Annotated in this window: 16 protein-coding genes; 4 read left to right on the forward strand and 12 right to left on the reverse strand. The window is 70.3% G+C overall.

Going from position 1 to position 13,978, the window contains the following annotated elements; genetic code table 11:
• Window positions 1-17: 17 nt before the first annotated feature.
• Genes ACLJQZ_RS23410 through ACLJQZ_RS23425 form a run of 4 tightly spaced genes read right to left on the reverse strand, consistent with a single transcriptional unit; the run spans window position 18 to window position 5,252 of the window.
• Window positions 18-1,298, reverse strand: coding sequence for a cation:proton antiporter (locus ACLJQZ_RS23410; protein ID WP_410622035.1), 1,281 nt, complete (start codon window positions 1,296-1,298; stop codon window positions 18-20).
• Window positions 1,295-2,620: a cytochrome P450 gene (locus tag ACLJQZ_RS23415; RefSeq protein ID WP_410622036.1), complete on the reverse strand. Its 1,326-nt coding sequence runs from the start codon at window positions 2,618-2,620 to the stop codon at window positions 1,295-1,297. The genes ACLJQZ_RS23410 and ACLJQZ_RS23415 overlap by 4 nt, the downstream gene beginning before the upstream one ends.
• Window positions 2,617-3,687 (reverse strand): alpha-hydroxy acid oxidase, encoded by a 1,071-nt coding sequence (locus ACLJQZ_RS23420; RefSeq protein ID WP_410622037.1) that lies wholly within the window; start codon window positions 3,685-3,687, stop codon window positions 2,617-2,619. Before ACLJQZ_RS23420 ends, ACLJQZ_RS23415 begins: the two co-directional genes overlap by 4 nt.
• A complete protein-coding gene (locus tag ACLJQZ_RS23425; RefSeq protein ID WP_410622077.1) occupies window positions 3,687-5,252 on the reverse strand; it encodes an NAD(P)-binding domain-containing protein in 1,566 nt (521 codons plus the stop codon). The genes ACLJQZ_RS23420 and ACLJQZ_RS23425 overlap by 1 nt, the downstream gene beginning before the upstream one ends.
• A gap of 170 nt (window positions 5,253-5,422) precedes the next feature.
• Between ACLJQZ_RS23425 and ACLJQZ_RS23430 the strand changes: the two genes are divergently transcribed.
• On the forward strand, window positions 5,423-6,187 hold the full coding sequence (locus tag ACLJQZ_RS23430; RefSeq protein WP_410622038.1) for a DddA-like double-stranded DNA deaminase toxin: 765 nt from the start codon (window positions 5,423-5,425) through the stop codon (window positions 6,185-6,187).
• Window positions 6,184-6,594: an Imm1 family immunity protein gene (locus ACLJQZ_RS23435; RefSeq protein ID WP_410622039.1), complete on the forward strand. Its 411-nt coding sequence runs from the start codon at window positions 6,184-6,186 to the stop codon at window positions 6,592-6,594. Before ACLJQZ_RS23430 ends, ACLJQZ_RS23435 begins: the two co-directional genes overlap by 4 nt.
• Window positions 6,595-6,630: 36 nt before the next feature.
• Here the strand turns inward: ACLJQZ_RS23435 and ACLJQZ_RS23440 are convergent, their stop codons facing one another.
• The gene (locus ACLJQZ_RS23440; RefSeq protein WP_410622078.1) at window positions 6,631-7,554 is read right to left on the reverse strand and encodes an aldo/keto reductase; all 924 of its coding nucleotides are present in this window, start codon (window positions 7,552-7,554) and stop codon (window positions 6,631-6,633) included.
• 50 nt (window positions 7,555-7,604) lie between these two features.
• Entirely contained in the window at window positions 7,605-8,006 is a 402-nt protein-coding gene (locus ACLJQZ_RS23445; protein WP_247060795.1) for a MerR family transcriptional regulator, read from the reverse strand.
• Window positions 8,007-8,090: 84 nt separating this feature from the next.
• On the opposite strand from ACLJQZ_RS23445, the gene ACLJQZ_RS23450 reads away from it, so the two are divergent.
• A complete protein-coding gene (locus tag ACLJQZ_RS23450; RefSeq protein ID WP_410622040.1) occupies window positions 8,091-8,705 on the forward strand; it encodes a TetR/AcrR family transcriptional regulator in 615 nt (204 codons plus the stop codon).
• On the opposite strand, the gene ACLJQZ_RS23455 is transcribed toward ACLJQZ_RS23450, so the two are convergent.
• Genes ACLJQZ_RS23455 through ACLJQZ_RS23475 form a run of 5 tightly spaced genes read right to left on the reverse strand, consistent with a single transcriptional unit; the run spans window position 8,678 to window position 12,531 of the window.
• Window positions 8,678-9,919, reverse strand: coding sequence for a hypothetical protein (locus ACLJQZ_RS23455; protein WP_410622041.1), 1,242 nt, complete (start codon window positions 9,917-9,919; stop codon window positions 8,678-8,680). The two genes, ACLJQZ_RS23450 and ACLJQZ_RS23455, sit on opposite strands and share 28 nt — an antisense overlap.
• The gene (locus ACLJQZ_RS23460; protein WP_410622042.1) at window positions 9,916-10,491 is read right to left on the reverse strand and encodes an RNA polymerase sigma factor; all 576 of its coding nucleotides are present in this window, start codon (window positions 10,489-10,491) and stop codon (window positions 9,916-9,918) included. The genes ACLJQZ_RS23455 and ACLJQZ_RS23460 overlap by 4 nt, the downstream gene beginning before the upstream one ends.
• Window positions 10,488-11,462: a pentapeptide repeat-containing protein gene (locus ACLJQZ_RS23465; RefSeq protein ID WP_410622043.1), complete on the reverse strand. Its 975-nt coding sequence runs from the start codon at window positions 11,460-11,462 to the stop codon at window positions 10,488-10,490. The genes ACLJQZ_RS23460 and ACLJQZ_RS23465 overlap by 4 nt, the downstream gene beginning before the upstream one ends.
• Window positions 11,463-11,464: 2 nt before the next feature.
• Window positions 11,465-12,088, reverse strand: coding sequence for a uracil phosphoribosyltransferase (upp, locus tag ACLJQZ_RS23470; RefSeq protein ID WP_247060790.1), 624 nt, complete (start codon window positions 12,086-12,088; stop codon window positions 11,465-11,467).
• Window positions 12,089-12,093: 5 nt separating this feature from the next.
• Window positions 12,094-12,531, reverse strand: a complete 438-nt coding sequence (locus ACLJQZ_RS23475) for a protein-tyrosine phosphatase family protein (RefSeq protein ID WP_326946155.1) — start codon at window positions 12,529-12,531, stop codon at window positions 12,094-12,096.
• A 93-nt stretch (window positions 12,532-12,624) separates the two neighbouring features.
• Here ACLJQZ_RS23475 and ACLJQZ_RS23480 point away from each other — a divergent pair, with 93 nt between their 5' ends.
• Window positions 12,625-13,239 carry a DUF1707 domain-containing protein gene (locus ACLJQZ_RS23480; RefSeq protein ID WP_410622079.1) on the forward strand — a complete coding sequence of 205 codons (615 nt, stop codon included), beginning with the start codon at window positions 12,625-12,627 and terminating at the stop codon, window positions 13,237-13,239.
• Between the two features lies 1 nt (window position 13,240).
• Here ACLJQZ_RS23480 and ACLJQZ_RS23485 read toward each other — a convergent pair whose 3' ends face one another.
• Window positions 13,241-13,813, reverse strand: coding sequence for a Uma2 family endonuclease (locus tag ACLJQZ_RS23485; RefSeq protein ID WP_410622044.1), 573 nt, complete (start codon window positions 13,811-13,813; stop codon window positions 13,241-13,243).
• Window positions 13,814-13,978: the final 165 nt, after the last annotated feature.

Genomic DNA, 13,978 nt, shown 5'->3' on the forward strand with positions numbered 1-13,978 from the left:
TTTCTGGTATTGAACCCTCAACTTTTCCCGGTTAGCGGGACCGGTTCCGCCATCAAGACCACTTCGGTGGTCCCTCTGCGGGCATCGCGGCGGTCGAGCCAGCTGAGCACCGGCGCGGTCATGACGGTCGTCACCAGAGCGACCAGCACCAGCACGGTGAACAAGGCGGGCGAAACGATCCCCGCGGCGAGCCCGACGTTGAGCGCGATCAGCTGCATCAGCCCGCGGGCGTTGATCAGCGCGCCGACGCGCAGCGCGACCGGCTGCGACTCCCCCACCAGCCGGGCCGCGCCCCAGCAGGCGCCGAACTTGCCGATGATCGCGACCGCGACGCACAGCAGCGCGAACAGCAGCAGCTTCGGGTCGGCGAGCAGCGCGAACCGGGTGTTCAGGCCGGAATAGGTGAAGAACAGCGGGAGGAACACGATCCGCCCGATCGGGAGGAACTTCGCGAGCACGGCGTCCGCGGCGGGCACTCGCGGGAACACGATCCCGACGCAGAAGGCGCCGAACACCGCGTACAGCCCGATGATGTCGGTGAACCAGGCGGCCGCGAACAACGTCAACGCCGTGATCAGCATCTTCTGGTCGGCGGAGATCCGGTCGCTGCCCATCGCCTTCGCGAGCACCCGGCGCCCGACGAGCACCAGCAGCAGCGCGAACAGCAGCCCGCCGCCGACGGCGAGGGCCACCGGCCCGGCCGAGTCCGCGTGCATGCCGAGCACGACGGCCAGCAGGACCCACGCCAGGACGTCGTCGAGGGCGCCGCAAGCCAGTGCCAGCGAGCCGAAGCGGGTACCGCCGAGCCCGCGTTCGGTGATGATCCGGGCGAGCATCGGGAACGCCGTGATGGCCAGCGCGACGCCGACGAAAGCCGCCGACGTCGTCAGCGACACCCCGGCCTTGCCGATGCCGGCCCAGCTTGAGCCGAACACCGCGACCCCGACGCCGAGCGCCAGCGGGACGACCGTGCCGGCCGCCGAAATCGCGCCGACCGACTTCGCCGAGCCGCGGATGCTGCGCAGGCTGAACTCGTAGCCCGCGCCGAACATGTAGATGACCAGGCCGATCTGGCCGCCGACGTAGAGCAGCGGGCGGACGCCGTCCGGGAACAGCCCCGTCTGCACGGCCGGCAGGACCAGCCCGAGCAGCGACGGGCCGAGCAGCACGCCGGCGATCATCTCGCCGACCACCGGTGGCTGGCCCAGCCGCACCGCGACCATGCAGACGACCCGGCAGACCACGAGGATGACCGCGACGGCGAGGAAGAACGCCGGCGCCGCTTCGGTGGGGGTCATGACTTTCCTCCGGCGAAGTAGGTGCTGCAGAGGGCTTGGCGACGGGCGTCGATGACCATGTACGTGCCGAACACGAGCTGGGCGAGGCTGCGCCAGACGTCTTCCCAGCGGTCGCGCACCGCGAGCCACACCAGCGGCGCGCGCTTGCGGCGGACGCCGACGGGCGTGAGCAGCGCGGGACCGCGGTTGGGGATCGAGCGGGTGTGCCCGGCGGTCGAGGCGAGGCTGAACCGGCGCAGCACCTCCCGCGCCACGACGCGCATGGTCAGCGGCGCCAGCCCGCGTGCCGGGCAGGCGCGGTTCTGCGCGATGCCGAACGGGACGAAGTTGACGTCCTTCTTGGCCTGGACGGCGTGCGAGCACCAGCGTTCCGGGTCGAACTCCTCCGGGTGCTCGAAGCCGGCGTGGTGGAAGTCGGGGTAGCTGAAGCAGAGCACGGTGCCGGCCGGGATGGTCAGGTTCGCCAGCTCGATGTCGGCCGTCGAGATCCGGTGCGCGATGCCGAAGAGCGGGTACGTCCGCAGGCCTTCGTCGATGACGCGGTCGAAGTAGGCGTCGTCATCAGGGTTTTCGGCGAGGCGCCGCTGCACGTCCGGGTGCTGCGCGACGATCATCAGCAGGTGCGCCATCGCCTCGGACATCTGCACGACGGCGGTGTTGAAGAACGTGCCCTGCAGGTAGTAGACCTGCTCCTGCGGCGTCAGCGACTCCGGCAGCGGGTGCGGGACGTCGTCGAGGCGCCGCCGCAGGTACTTCGTCAGGCGCGCGCGGCGGCGCATGTTCCGCGGCCGCACGCACTTCAGGGCCGAGACGACGTCGTCGGCGTTCGCCACGATGAGGTCGCGCGCCTCCGGCGGGCAGGGTTCTTCGAAGACCAGCTCGTAGTACAGCTCGGCCCAGATCGGCATCATCTCGTCGCGCAGCCGGATCAGGCCGCCGTCCAGCCGGTCCAGCACGTGCGTCGCGACGCGCCGGGTCAGCTCCTCGGAGTCCTTTTTGGACTTCACCAGGATGTGCCGGGTGCACTTGGCGACCTCGTCGTAGCGCGGGCCCGGTTCGAGGTGCTCCTGGTGCACCTCCGGGCCCGGCGCGAGCCAGTACCAGAACAGGTCCGACAGCGCCGCGCCGCGGCTGCGGCCGTTCGCCGCCGGGTCGGCGTAGACGCGCCGGAAGTCCTCGGCGCCGACCTGCTCACCCGGGATCGTCACCGTGTCCTCGCCGTTGACCAGCGAGAAGATCTTCACCCGCAGTGCGACGACCCGGCCGGGCAGCCACGCGGGAGCCGTCGCCAACGCGGCTGCGGCAAGCGCTTTCCCGATCATCGCCGCACCTGGTCCGGCGTGAGGTCGGCCGGCCGCCGGCCGCCGCACATCGCCAGGGCCTGGTCGAAGTCGTCGCGGAGCAGTTCGAGCACCTTCGAGACGCCTTCGCGGCCACCGGCGGCCAGGCCCCACACCACGGGACGGCCGACGCCGACCGCGTCCGCGCCCAGGGCGAGGGCCTTGACGACGTCGGTGCCGCGCCGGATCCCGCCGTCGAGCAGCACCGGCATCGCCCCGCCGACGGCCGCCGCGATCTCCGGGAGGACGTCGATCGTGGCCGGCACGGTGTCGAGCTGGCGGCCCCCGTGGTTGGACACGACGATCCCGGCGACGCCGTGGTGCACCGCCAGCCGCGCGTCCTCGGGGTGCAGGACGCCCTTGATCAGCACCGGGAGTTTCGTCTTCGACCGCAGCCAGGCGATGTGCTCCCAGTTCAGCCCGGCCGACATGACGATGTCGCGGACGTGGCTGGCGTTGCCGCCGCTGCGGTTCTCGCCGATATCGCGCAGGTTCTCGACGGCGAATCCCGACGGCAGGTCGTGGAAGTCGTTGCGGTCGTCGCGCTCGCGGCGGCCGAGCACCGGCGAGTCCACGGTGACGACGAAGGCTTTGACGCCCGCGGCTTCGGCGCGGCGCACGATCGCCTCGGTGAACTCGAGGTCCGGTTGCAGGTAGAGCTGGAACCACAGGGCCGGGTCGGGCGCGACCTCACGTGCCGCCGCGGCGACGTCCTCGATGGCGGTGGTCGAGGCCATGCTGACGATCATGATCGTGCCCGCGAGCGCCGCGGCCCGGGCCGTCGCCAGCTCGCCGTCGGCGTGGGCGAGCCGGTGGAACGCCGTCGGCGCGATCAGGATCGGTATGGACGCCTGGGAGCCGAGCAGCTCGATGCTCAGGTCGCGCTTGTCGCTGCCGCGCAGGACGCGGGGCAGCAGCTTCAGCTTCCGGAACGCGGTTTCGTTCTCGGCGAGGGTGATCTCGTCCTGGGCGCCGCCCGCGTAGTAGTCGTAGTGCGCCGGTTCGAGCCGTTGCCGCGCCACCGCCTCGAACTCCGCGATCGTGCACATCACAGTTCCTTGGTGAAGAACGCGGTCAGCGGTCCGATGTGGACTTCCCGGTCCCACTCGTTCTCGAGGTTCTCGGTCACGTGGTGGGTCGCGACCAGCTCGCCGCGGCGGTAGTGCCGGACGATCGGGTGCAGGTAGTGCCCCTCGCCGTGGTCGTTGGCCTGGTCCTGGCTGGCGCGCGCGACGAAGTCGAACGGATCGATCTTGTCGTGGTCCGGGCCATAGTCGAGGGTGATGACGAAAGCGTTCTCCGGCGGGTCGTCCAGCACCCGCGCCACCGGCACCTCTTCGAGGTAGCGCGCGGTGTCGCCGTCGATCGTGAGGACGTCACCGAGGAAGCCGAACTGCTGGTACAGCGCGGAAGTCCGGTTGATCCGGGTGATCACGGCCTCGGTCAGCGCGTCCGGTTTCGCGGGCAGCTCGGTGCTCGGCCACGGCGTCTCGTGGTAGCGCTCGCCGAGGACCTTCGCCAGCGCGCGGACGCCGTAGCGGAAGCCGTGGATGAACGCGCTGGTGGCCTTCTTGAAGTCGCGGACCTGCGTGATCGTGCCGGCGAAGTAGAGGCCGGGCACGTTGACCGACTCCCAGCTGGACGTCTGCGCCGGGAAGCGGTCGTTGATGGTGAGCTGCGGGCGGGTGTCGTCGTCGAAGACGTCGGCGTCGAACCGGAAGCCGGTGCAGATGATCACGCGGTCGTAGCGGATCTCCTTGACGATCTCGTCGACGCGGGCGAAGGCGTACTTGACGTGGTAGCCGTCGGCGTCCTTGCGGATCTCGCGGACGTCGCCGTCGAGGATCGCGTGCTGCAGCTTGAGCTGGTACATGTCGAGGATGCCCGCGTTGTACGCGCGGAGGTGGCCGACGAAGTGCGTGCGCCAGGCCAGTTTCACCGGCCGCGGGCCGCCGACGTGCACGATCGCGGCCGTCTCGATCAGGTTGTCCGCCGTCTCGAAGGCGGAGTTCCCCTTGCCCAGCACCAGGACCCGCTGGTTCTTGAACTCCTGCGGATCGACGGAGACGTCCGAGTACTGATCGGCCAGCTCGATCCCCGGGATGTCCGGGGTGTAGGACTTGCTGACGCCGGTGGCCATGACCAGCCGGCGCGCGCGGAACTCTTCGTCACCGGCGGTGACCACGAAGATCTCGCCGTCCCGCCCGATGCGCGTCACGCGCGTGTCGTAGCGGACGTCGATCTGGTGCTTCGCTGTGTAGTCGGCGAGGTAGCGGAGCAGATCCTCGGCGACCGGGAAGAGCTTCTCGCTGTAGTCGGTGAAGAGCACCGGGTCGTCGTCGCCGTCGGCGAGGATCGAGTTCCAGTCCATCCGGAGGTTCAGCTCCGGGTCGGTCCAGCCGGTGTACTTCTTGTTGATCGAGATGAGCGTCCGGTGCCGCGGGTAGGTGCCGAAGAACGTGCCGGGCGCGGACCCGGCCTCCAGCACGAGGTACCGGCGGCCGGCGTGGCCGAGGAACTGCCCCAGCTGCAACCCGGCCGGCCCCGCGCCGACGACCAGATAGTCGAGAACTTCCTCGGACACGAAGACCTCCAGGCTCGGCACCGACCGCATGATCGGCACCGAGCCTTCCCCGGAGATCTCAGAAAACCTTCAGAGGCAACTCCCAGCGTGCCCGGTTCCGGCTTTCGCCGTTCGCGGTCTCACCGGGTGAGGATGGCGGTCAACGGAGTGGTCGAGTGGCCTGATCGTTCCCCCACCTGGCAGCCGTCCTCGATCGATCCGTGAGTGATCTCGACGACCTCGCCGACGCGGTCTCCCAGGGGATTTCCGCGATCGAAGCTGCACAGCGAGCGGCCACTGATGCTGCAGGAAGCTGCAACGCAGCGTCCACCACATTGGCTGCTCTGACGACCGGAAGCGCCATCGCGGGCCTTCCGGCGATGTTCGATCAAGCTCGGCAAGCCCTGGAGACACAGACTGAACAGATCGGCCGGATAGCCGATGGACTCCGCACCTACCTGGTCGGTCTCGGGCGCGTCTTGAGCGCTCCACACCCGGGACAGAGCAGTCCCGATCGTGGCCGTCCTCGAGTAGACGCCACAAGACACCAAGGCGGTCCGCCGAAAGATGAGCGAGCGGAGGCCCTGCGGGACGAGCTACCGCCGCCGATACAGAAGAACGGCTCGGGACAGAAAACGCACGGCCGTTGGCTGGCACTCACACCCGACGCCGGGGCAAAGACGATCGTGAGCGGCAAGGACGAGATGTCCGAGGCAGTGGAGCGGTACCTCCGTGACCACGACTTGGTGAAACGCGGGATGCCGTCGGCTGTGTACGACGTCGAAATGAAGCTGGCCGTCCACATGGCTACGAACGGGATCACGCACGCGGCCGTTACGATCAACAACCCCCCGTGCAAAGGACCGTTCAGTTGTGACCGCCTGGTGCCAAGGATCCTGCCACCGGGAAGCACGATCGACGTGCACGGGACAACCGCGGACGGCAGCAAGACCTACCAGCGCTACGGAGGGAACGGCGAAACGTGATCGAAGCCTGGTACGACGAAGAAGCCAACGAGCCGGTCGTGATCGAGACGGCCGCCGAGCTTGATCCGGTCTTGGACGACATCGCCGCCGTGGGCGGCCCCACGCTGGTGAATCTCCATGTCGACGGCGAGTACCCATGGCTGGAGGTCGGGCTGAACGACAACCGAGGCACTCTTCGCTACGTCGGCGACGACGCTCCGGAGGGCGCGTTCAGCCGGAACACCGAAGCTCCGTTTCCGCTCCCCGAGACAGGCGAAGTCATCTATTACTACATGCGCAACGAACGGCCCTACCCCAACGACGCGGAGATCCCCGCGGAGGTCGTGCGGAGGGCCGCGCACGAGTTCGTGGCCAGTGGCGGATCTCGACCTTCCGGCGTGTCCTGGACGGAACAGGCGGGGTCGTGAGTGGGACACCGTGTCCCACTCACGACCCACAGGCCCTTACTTGCCGGCCGCGCGGGCCAGGCGTTCCGGGTAGCGCTCTCCGGCGATCGCGTCGGCCGGGGCCGCCGCTTCGATGGCTTCGATGTCCGCCGCCGTCAGCTCCAGGGAAGCCACCGCGACGTTCTCCTCCAGGTACTTGCGCCGCTTCGTGCCCGGGATGGGGACGACGTCCTCGCCGTGGGACTGCACCCAGGCCAGCGCGAGCTGCCCGGCGGTGACGCCCTTCTCCTCGGCGAGCTTGCGCAGCGCGTCGACGATCGCCATGTTGCGCTCGATGTTGCCGTCGGCGAAGCGCGGCAGGCCGCGGCGCATGTCGCCCTCCGGCAGGTCCTTCACCGACGTCACGGCGCCGGTCAGGAAACCCCGGCCCAGCGGCGAGAACGGCACGACGCCGATCCCCAGCTCGCGGCACGTGCCGAGGATTTCGCCTTCGATGCCGCGCGTCCACAGGGACCACTCGCTCTGCAGCGCGGTCACCGGGTGCACGGCGTGCGCGGCGCGGATCGTCGCGGCGCTCGCCTCGGAGATGCCCGCGTAGCGGATCTTGCCCGCCTCGACGAGGGACGCCAGCGCGCCCCAGGTCTCCTCGATCGGCGTGTCCGGGTCGACGCGGTGCTGGTAGTAGAGGTCGATGTGGTCGACCCCGAGGCGCCGCAGCGACTCGTCGCACGACTGCTTGACGTACTCGGCGTCGCCGCGGGCGCTCATCGCGCCGTCGGTCCAGACGATGCCGAACTTCGTCGCGAGCACGACCTCGTCGCGGCGGCCGGCGATCGCGCGGCCGACGAGCTCTTCGTTGACGCCGCCGCCGTAGACGTTCGCCGTGTCCAGCAGCGTGACGCCGAGTTCGAGGGCCCGGTGGACCGTCGCGATCGACTCGTCTTCGTTGTCGAAGACGCCGTAGGCCTGGCTCATGCCCATGCAGCCCAGCCCCTGGGCACCGACTTCCAGTCCGCCGAGCTTCCTGGTCTTCACGCGGAAATTCCCTCCATGTCGGGTTCGACGCCGAACGCCTTGCGCTCGATCTGCGCGTAGTTGTCGATCTTGTAGTCGAGGACGTCGAGGCAGCCCTGCAGCTCGGCGATCCGCTCGGCGACCGACCGGCGCTGTTCCACCAGGAGCGCCTTGCGGCGGCCCGCGCTGGCGACGCCGTGGCGGCGCAGCGACGCGTACTCGCGCATGCTCTTGATGGGCATCCCGGTCGTGCGGAGCTTGGTCAGGAACCCCAGCCAGCTGAGGTCGTCGTCGGAGTACGCCCGGCGGCCCGCGGTGTCGCGGGCGGGCGGGTCGAGCAGTTTGATGCGCTCGTAGTACCGGAGGGTGTCGATGGACAGCCCGCTACGTCGAGCGGCTTCCGCTATCGAGTAGCTCATGACCTCGACACTACGACCTGGAGTGCACTCCAGGTCAACTACGGGCTCTGGCCATTCATAACAGCGTTCCGATACGCTGCGTGCATGGCTCGACCACGTACGCACGACGAAGCGCTCCGGCTGAAGCTCCTCGACCGCGCCGGTGAGCTGATCGCCGCCGACGGGCCGAAGGCGCTTTCCCTGCGGAAGCTGGCCGCCGACGCCGGGACGTCGACCACTGCCGTGTACTCCCTGTTCGGCAGCAAACCCGATCTGGTGAACGCGCTCTACACGGAGGGGTTCCGCCGGTTCGGCGCCCGGATGGCCAGGACCCGGCTGTCCGGCGACGCGGTCGAGGACCTCGTGACGCTGGGAAGCGCTTACCGGGCGAGCGCGCTGGCCGACCCGAATCTCTACGGGATCATGTTCACCAGGTCCGTCCCCGGGTTCGAGCCCAACGAGGACGCCGAAGAACTCGCCCGCGAGACGCTCAAGCCGCTGGAACGCATCATCCGCCAGGCCATCGCCGACGGCGTCTTCGTCGACGTCCCGCCGGAGACGGTCGCGGTGGCCTGCTGGGCGTTCGTGCACGGGCTCGTCTCGCTGGAGCTGACCGGCAACCTGCCGGAGGAGTTCGACGTCACGAGCACGTACGAGACGGCCCTGCGCGCGAACGCCTCCGGCTGGCTGGCTCACCCCAGCGGCAGCGTCCCGTCGTAGACGACCTCGCCGTGCGCGTCGAACGCCCGGACGTGCACCTGCGCGTCGGCCTTCCCCGCGTGGCTCCGCGGCACCCAAGCGAGGGCCATCCCGTCGGTGACCACCAGGTCGCCGCCGCTGTCGGTGCCGAACTCGAAGCCCGCCGCGGTCGCCGAGGCGGGCAGCACCACGGCGAGCGGCACGCGGGCCTGGCCCGGCGCCGCTCCCGCTTCGGGGCTGCCGAGCGTGTCCACCGGTAACACCCGGGCCGGGACCTGGCGGTTGCCGGCCAGATCGGGGTAGGCGCGGGCCTGCGTCCCCGGCCGCCAGTAGTCCGGCTCCCGGGTGCAGACGATCACCCGGTCGCCCCGGCGCCCCATGACGACCTGGTAGCCGCCTTCCGCCAGCAGCGGTCCCGGCCGGTAGGCCGCGGCATCCGGGATCACCTCGCCGGCGTCGGTGAGGCAGTCGCCCAGGGCCCGGCCCGCGGCCGAGGTGCGGTCGGCCGGTTCCGGGCGGTCGGTCACCGCGAGCAGCGGCGCCGGCGCGTCCGGCAGGATGCTCGCCCGCCCGTTTCCGATGGCCAGTTGCGCCTTCGCCGGTATCGCGCCGGTGAACGCCACGAACTGGCGGCTGACCGGCGAGAAGCCGAGCCGCCACGAACTCGCGGAGCCACCGCCCGTCTTCACGATGAAGTCCGCCCGCGGCAAGGCCGGATCGAGGACCCCGGCCGCCAGCCCGGTCGCGCTGCGCAGCAGCAGCCCGGTCCGCGTGCCGGGCGCGTACGCGGGCGTGGCTCCCGGGTCCGACAGCGTGACGGTCGTCGCGGTCGTCTCGCAGAACATCGGCCGGCCGGCGGCGGTGGCCGCGACCACCGCGTCCCCGTTCTGCTCATCGGTGAACAGCGGGACCCACTCCGCACGCGGGGGCACCCGGTCGGTCTTGCCCGCCGCTCGGACCGCGGCCCAGCAGCGGTCCAGCGACGCGGTCGCCAGCTTGGCGTCGAGCGTCAGACCACCACCGCCGGTGACCGCCGGCGCGGTGCCGGCGGGCGGCCGCACCTGCCGCGTCACGACCACGGCACCGGCGGCCAGGACGAGCACCGCAGCCGCTGCGGCGTACCAGACGTGGGGCTTCCGGCGGGGCTTCGCGATGCCTTCGCGGACGTTCGCCCGCAGCCGGTCGCGGACATCGTCCGGCAACGCACGCCGCGCCGGGAGGCCTTCGATGCTCATTTCTCCTCCAGCAAGGCACGCAGCCGGGCGCGGGCCCGGGACAGGTGGGAGCGGACGGTGCCCTCGGCGACGGTCAGCAACGCGGCCGCGTCACCGATGCTCAGGTCGCCGAGCAGGCAGAGTTCGACGACTTCGCGCTGCGCCTTCGGCAGCGTCCGGACGGCCTCGACGACCCGCTGCAGCCGCTGCTCGCCGTCGAGCTGCTCGGCGACGGCGTCGGCGTGGTCGGACACCACCGGCGGGTCCGGGATCCGCCGCAGCAGCCGCGACCGCCGTTTCGCGCCGCGGTACTCGTCGCGGGCGGCGTTGCCCGCGACGGTGTAGAGCCACGGCAACGCGCTGTCGCGCACCAGGGTGACGTCGGCGCGGCGGCGCCACGCGGTCAGGAACGTCGTGGACGTCAGGTCTTCGGCGCCGGACCACGAGCCGGTCAGCCGGTACGCGTGGTTCCAGACGGCCTCGGCGTGCCGCTCGAACAGCTCGCCGAACGCGCCTTCGTCACCGCCGGCCGCCCGGTCCCACAGTTCGCGGTCACCGGCCTGGTCCACCGGTACCCCCAGATGGCTGCTCACACCTCGTCTGTGGCCGGCACCGCTGCGGTTGTTGCGCCGAACCGCGCGTCACCGAGGTCGATGTCCGCGTGCTCGCCGCCGTCGAAGAGGACTTCGGCGTCGAAAGCCGTGTGGGAGAACTGGAACCGGCCACCTGAGCGCGTCCGGGTGAAGCGGACTTCCCGCGCGAAGTGCGCCCAGGAGAAGAACGCGCCCTCCGCGAAGACCGACTGGTCGAAGTTCGCCGTCGAGGTGAACTCCGTGCCGTAGAACCCGGCCTGGCGCGTGAAGTTCGTGCCGCGGATGTGAACCGCGCCGAGGAACGTCGCGCGGCTGAAGTCCGCGGCCGCGACCGTGCAGCCGCTCAGCCGGAAGTCCACGAGGACGGCCCGCTGCAGGTCGATCGCCAGCCCCGGCCAGTAACCCGGTTCGTCGTGACCCAGGTGCGTCTTGAGCAGTTCCTGGGCGGCCAGCCGGACCTGCAGCTCGGCGTCGTCGTATTCGGGCGTCTTGCTGAGTTCCGCGGCGGACCGGCCGCGCAAGCCCTCGGGCGGGCCGGCGAAGGGCATCCGCAGGTAGGCGCACAGCACGTTGACGATCGTCTGTCGCTGCTTCGGGTTGTCCTGGCCGAGCCGCTCCAGCGCGTACAGCCCGCCGAGCCGGACCGGCGCCTTGTCGTTGCCGAGCTGCTCCACGGCCTTCGTGTACAGCTCGGTGACGCGCCGCTCTTCGAGGTCCCGCTCGGTCACGCCCGCGACGCGGGTCGTCTCGGCCAGCTGCAGCTCCATCGTGCGCTGGCGGCGTGTCGCCAGCCACAGCGCGAACACCCCGCCGGCCCCCGCGCCGACGCCGAACGCCGTCTTGACCGCGTCGATCCGCACCGGCGCGTCGGGCCGCCCGGACCAGGCCAGGAACAGCCAGAGCAACGCGCCGGTGACGACCGCGACGGCGGCCGCGACCACCGCGATCCACCGCCACCGCAGGACCGGCAAGGCTAGACGGCGCCGTACTGGCGGTCGCCGGCGTCGCCGAGGCCCGGGACGATGAAGCCCGAGTCGTTGAGGCGCTCGTCGATGCTGGCCGTGACCACCCGGACCGGCAGGCCGGTCCGCTCCAGGTGGGCGAGGCCCTCGGGCGCGGCCAGCGCGCAGATCGCCGTGACGTCGTCGGCGCCGCGGTCGGTCAGCAGCCGGATCGTGTACTCCATCGAGCCGCCGGTGGCGAGCATCGGGTCGAGCACCAGCACCGGCCGGTTCGCGAGCGACTCGGGCAGCGACTCGAGGTAGGGCGTCGGCTTCAGCGTCTCCTCGTCGCGCGCGAGGCCGACGAAGCCCATCTGCGCGTCCGGGATCAGCTTGTGCGCCTGGTCGGCCATGCCCAGCCCGGCGCGCAGCACCGGGACGAGCAGCGGCGGGCTGGCCAGCTTGTAGCCCTCGGTGCGCGCGACCGGCGTGTGGATCCGCTCGGTCTTCACCGGCACGTCGCGCGTGGCTTCGTAGACCAGCATGACGGTCAGCTCGTGCAGCGCGGCCCGGAACGCGGCGCTGTCGGTGCGCGCGTCGCGCATCGTGGAGAGCCGGGCCTTCGCGAGGGGGTGATCGACGACGTGCACATCCATGCGGGTCAACTTAGCCGGTCGGCGAACCGTTTCACCCAGCCGCGCTGCCAGGGCGTTTCGACGGCGCGTTCGTCGTAGTTCGCGCGCACCCACGCCACGGCGTCTCCGGCCGGGACACCGGAGAGCGTCGCGAGGCACGCCATGACCGTCCCGGTCCGGCCCGCACCGCCGTAACACGCGACTTCGACGTTTTCGCCCGCCTTCGCCCGCTCGTGCAGCGCGACGATCGACGCCCGTGCGGCCTTCGGGTGCAGCGGTAGCAGGAAGTCCGGCCAGGTGACCCACTCCTGCGGCCAGGTGACGCCGCCGCCGTGCTTGCGCCGCAACCGGCGCGTCCCCAGGTACAGCCCGAAATCCGGGTCCGGCCCGCCCGGCGCGGGGCGGGCGAGACCGCGCCCGCGGACCTTGGTGCCGTCCGGGAATTCGACCGTGGGTGCGCCCATCGGCCCATCGTGCCCGTGTCCGCCGGAAGATGGACACGCAGTGTCGCGTTCGCCGCTAGGCTCCCCCGGGTGAGCGAACTGACGCCCGACCAGATGCGGGCCTCCGACGCCGACCGTGAGCGCGTCGCCCAGGTGCTGCACAACGCCCTCTCGGAAGGGCGAATCACGGTGAACGAACTCGAAGAGCGGCTCACCACGGTCTACGCGGCGAAGACGCTGGGGGAACTGAAACCGGTGACGGCGGACCTCCCGTCGACCGGCGGGGCGATGGAGCAGGCGACGACGCGCGCGCTGGGCTTCCCGGACCAGCGGATCGGCGGCTACCCGGGCTCCCCGGTGTCGATCGGCGTCATGTCCGGCGCGATCCGCAAGGGCAGCTGGGTCCTGCCCCCGCAGCACAACAGCTTCGCGTTCTGGGGCGGCGCGGAGATCGACCTCCGCCAAGCGCGTTTCGCCGAGAAGCACTGCACGATCACGGCGGTCGCCATCATGGGCGGCATCCAGATCACGGTCCCGGACGACATCAACGTGGACGTCACGGGCATCGGCTTCATGGGCGGCTTCATCCTGGAGGACAAGTCGGGAGCACCGCCGGCCCCGCCGACAGCGCCGACGGTGAAGATCAACGGCCTCGGCTTCTGGGGCGGCGTGGTCGTGTACCGGAAACCGGCGCAGCGCAGCGAACCACCGCGCATCGAAGGCGCCTGAATCAGAGCAGCCCAGCGAGGTCCACCTTCACCGTGAACGGGTCGGTCACGGCGAAGGGCCCGTCGTGCACAGCGGCGGGCGTGTAGGTCTTGGTGGTCGGGTCGAGCTGGTAGCGGAACAGCTTCAGCTTCGCTGCATCGTCGGTGTTCTCGATCCGCCAGAAGTGCTGGATGCCGCCGGCCGCGTACTCGCCGGGCTTGTCGATCTGGTCGGCTGTGACCGAACCCGGCGACATGACCTCGACCACGAGTACGCAGTGCTCGGGCTTGAGCACAGCATCACTCGGCAGGGCTGCGCTGTACACCACGATGTCGGAACGACGGTTGAGCAGCGGAACGTCGCGTAGCCGAAGATCGACATCGGTGGCGACCTCGAAGCCAGGACCGCCCGCCGCCTCCAGCACGTTCGCCAGCCGTCTGGCGAAGATCTGATGCGGACGCCGAGGTGCGGGGTTCACAACGATGGCTCCATCCACGATTTCGATACGCCGGCAGATCTCTTCCGGCAACGCATCGTAATCGTCCGCGCTCAGCCCCGCGGACGGCAGATCCATCCAATCCGGCAGAGCGGTCATCTCGACTCCCAACATAGAGTTCATACCGTTCACTGGAATAGAACCACAATTGTGGCGATTTACCTCGACCGGAAGCCGCACATGTGACACGTTCCGCCCAGAACGTCACACCGGGTGACCTCCGCCGGACGCCGCGCGTTGTCGGACCCGCCGCCTAGACTCAGG

The organism is Amycolatopsis sp. cmx-8-4 (genome assembly GCF_046548675.1).
Classification (GTDB): Bacteria; Actinomycetota; Actinomycetes; order Mycobacteriales; family Pseudonocardiaceae; genus Amycolatopsis.

Excerpts from the sequence above, each read along its gene's own strand:
- ACLJQZ_RS23410 (WP_410622035.1), bottom strand. The coding sequence starts at position 1,298 with ATGACCCCCACCGAAGCGGCGCCGGCGTTCTTCCTCGCCGTCGCGGTC.
- ACLJQZ_RS23415 (WP_410622036.1), bottom strand. The coding sequence starts at position 2,620 with ATGATCGGGAAAGCGCTTGCCGCAGCCGCGTTGGCGACGGCTCCCGCG.
- ACLJQZ_RS23420 (WP_410622037.1), bottom strand. The coding sequence starts at position 3,687 with ATGTGCACGATCGCGGAGTTCGAGGCGGTGGCGCGGCAACGGCTCGAA.
- ACLJQZ_RS23425 (WP_410622077.1), bottom strand. The coding sequence starts at position 5,252 with ATGCGGTCGGTGCCGAGCCTGGAGGTCTTCGTGTCCGAGGAAGTTCTC.
- ACLJQZ_RS23440 (WP_410622078.1), bottom strand. The coding sequence starts at position 7,554 with ATGGGCATGAGCCAGGCCTACGGCGTCTTCGACAACGAAGACGAGTCG.
- ACLJQZ_RS23445 (WP_247060795.1), bottom strand. The coding sequence starts at position 8,006 with ATGAGCTACTCGATAGCGGAAGCCGCTCGACGTAGCGGGCTGTCCATC.
- ACLJQZ_RS23450 (WP_410622040.1), top strand. The coding sequence starts at position 8,091 with ATGGCTCGACCACGTACGCACGACGAAGCGCTCCGGCTGAAGCTCCTC.
- ACLJQZ_RS23455 (WP_410622041.1), bottom strand. The coding sequence starts at position 9,919 with ATGAGCATCGAAGGCCTCCCGGCGCGGCGTGCGTTGCCGGACGATGTC.
- upp (WP_247060790.1), bottom strand. The coding sequence starts at position 12,088 with ATGGATGTGCACGTCGTCGATCACCCCCTCGCGAAGGCCCGGCTCTCC.
- ACLJQZ_RS23475 (WP_326946155.1), bottom strand. The coding sequence starts at position 12,531 with ATGGGCGCACCCACGGTCGAATTCCCGGACGGCACCAAGGTCCGCGGG.
- ACLJQZ_RS23480 (WP_410622079.1), top strand. The coding sequence starts at position 12,625 with ATGCGGGCCTCCGACGCCGACCGTGAGCGCGTCGCCCAGGTGCTGCAC.
- ACLJQZ_RS23485 (WP_410622044.1), bottom strand. The coding sequence starts at position 13,813 with ATGACCGCTCTGCCGGATTGGATGGATCTGCCGTCCGCGGGGCTGAGC.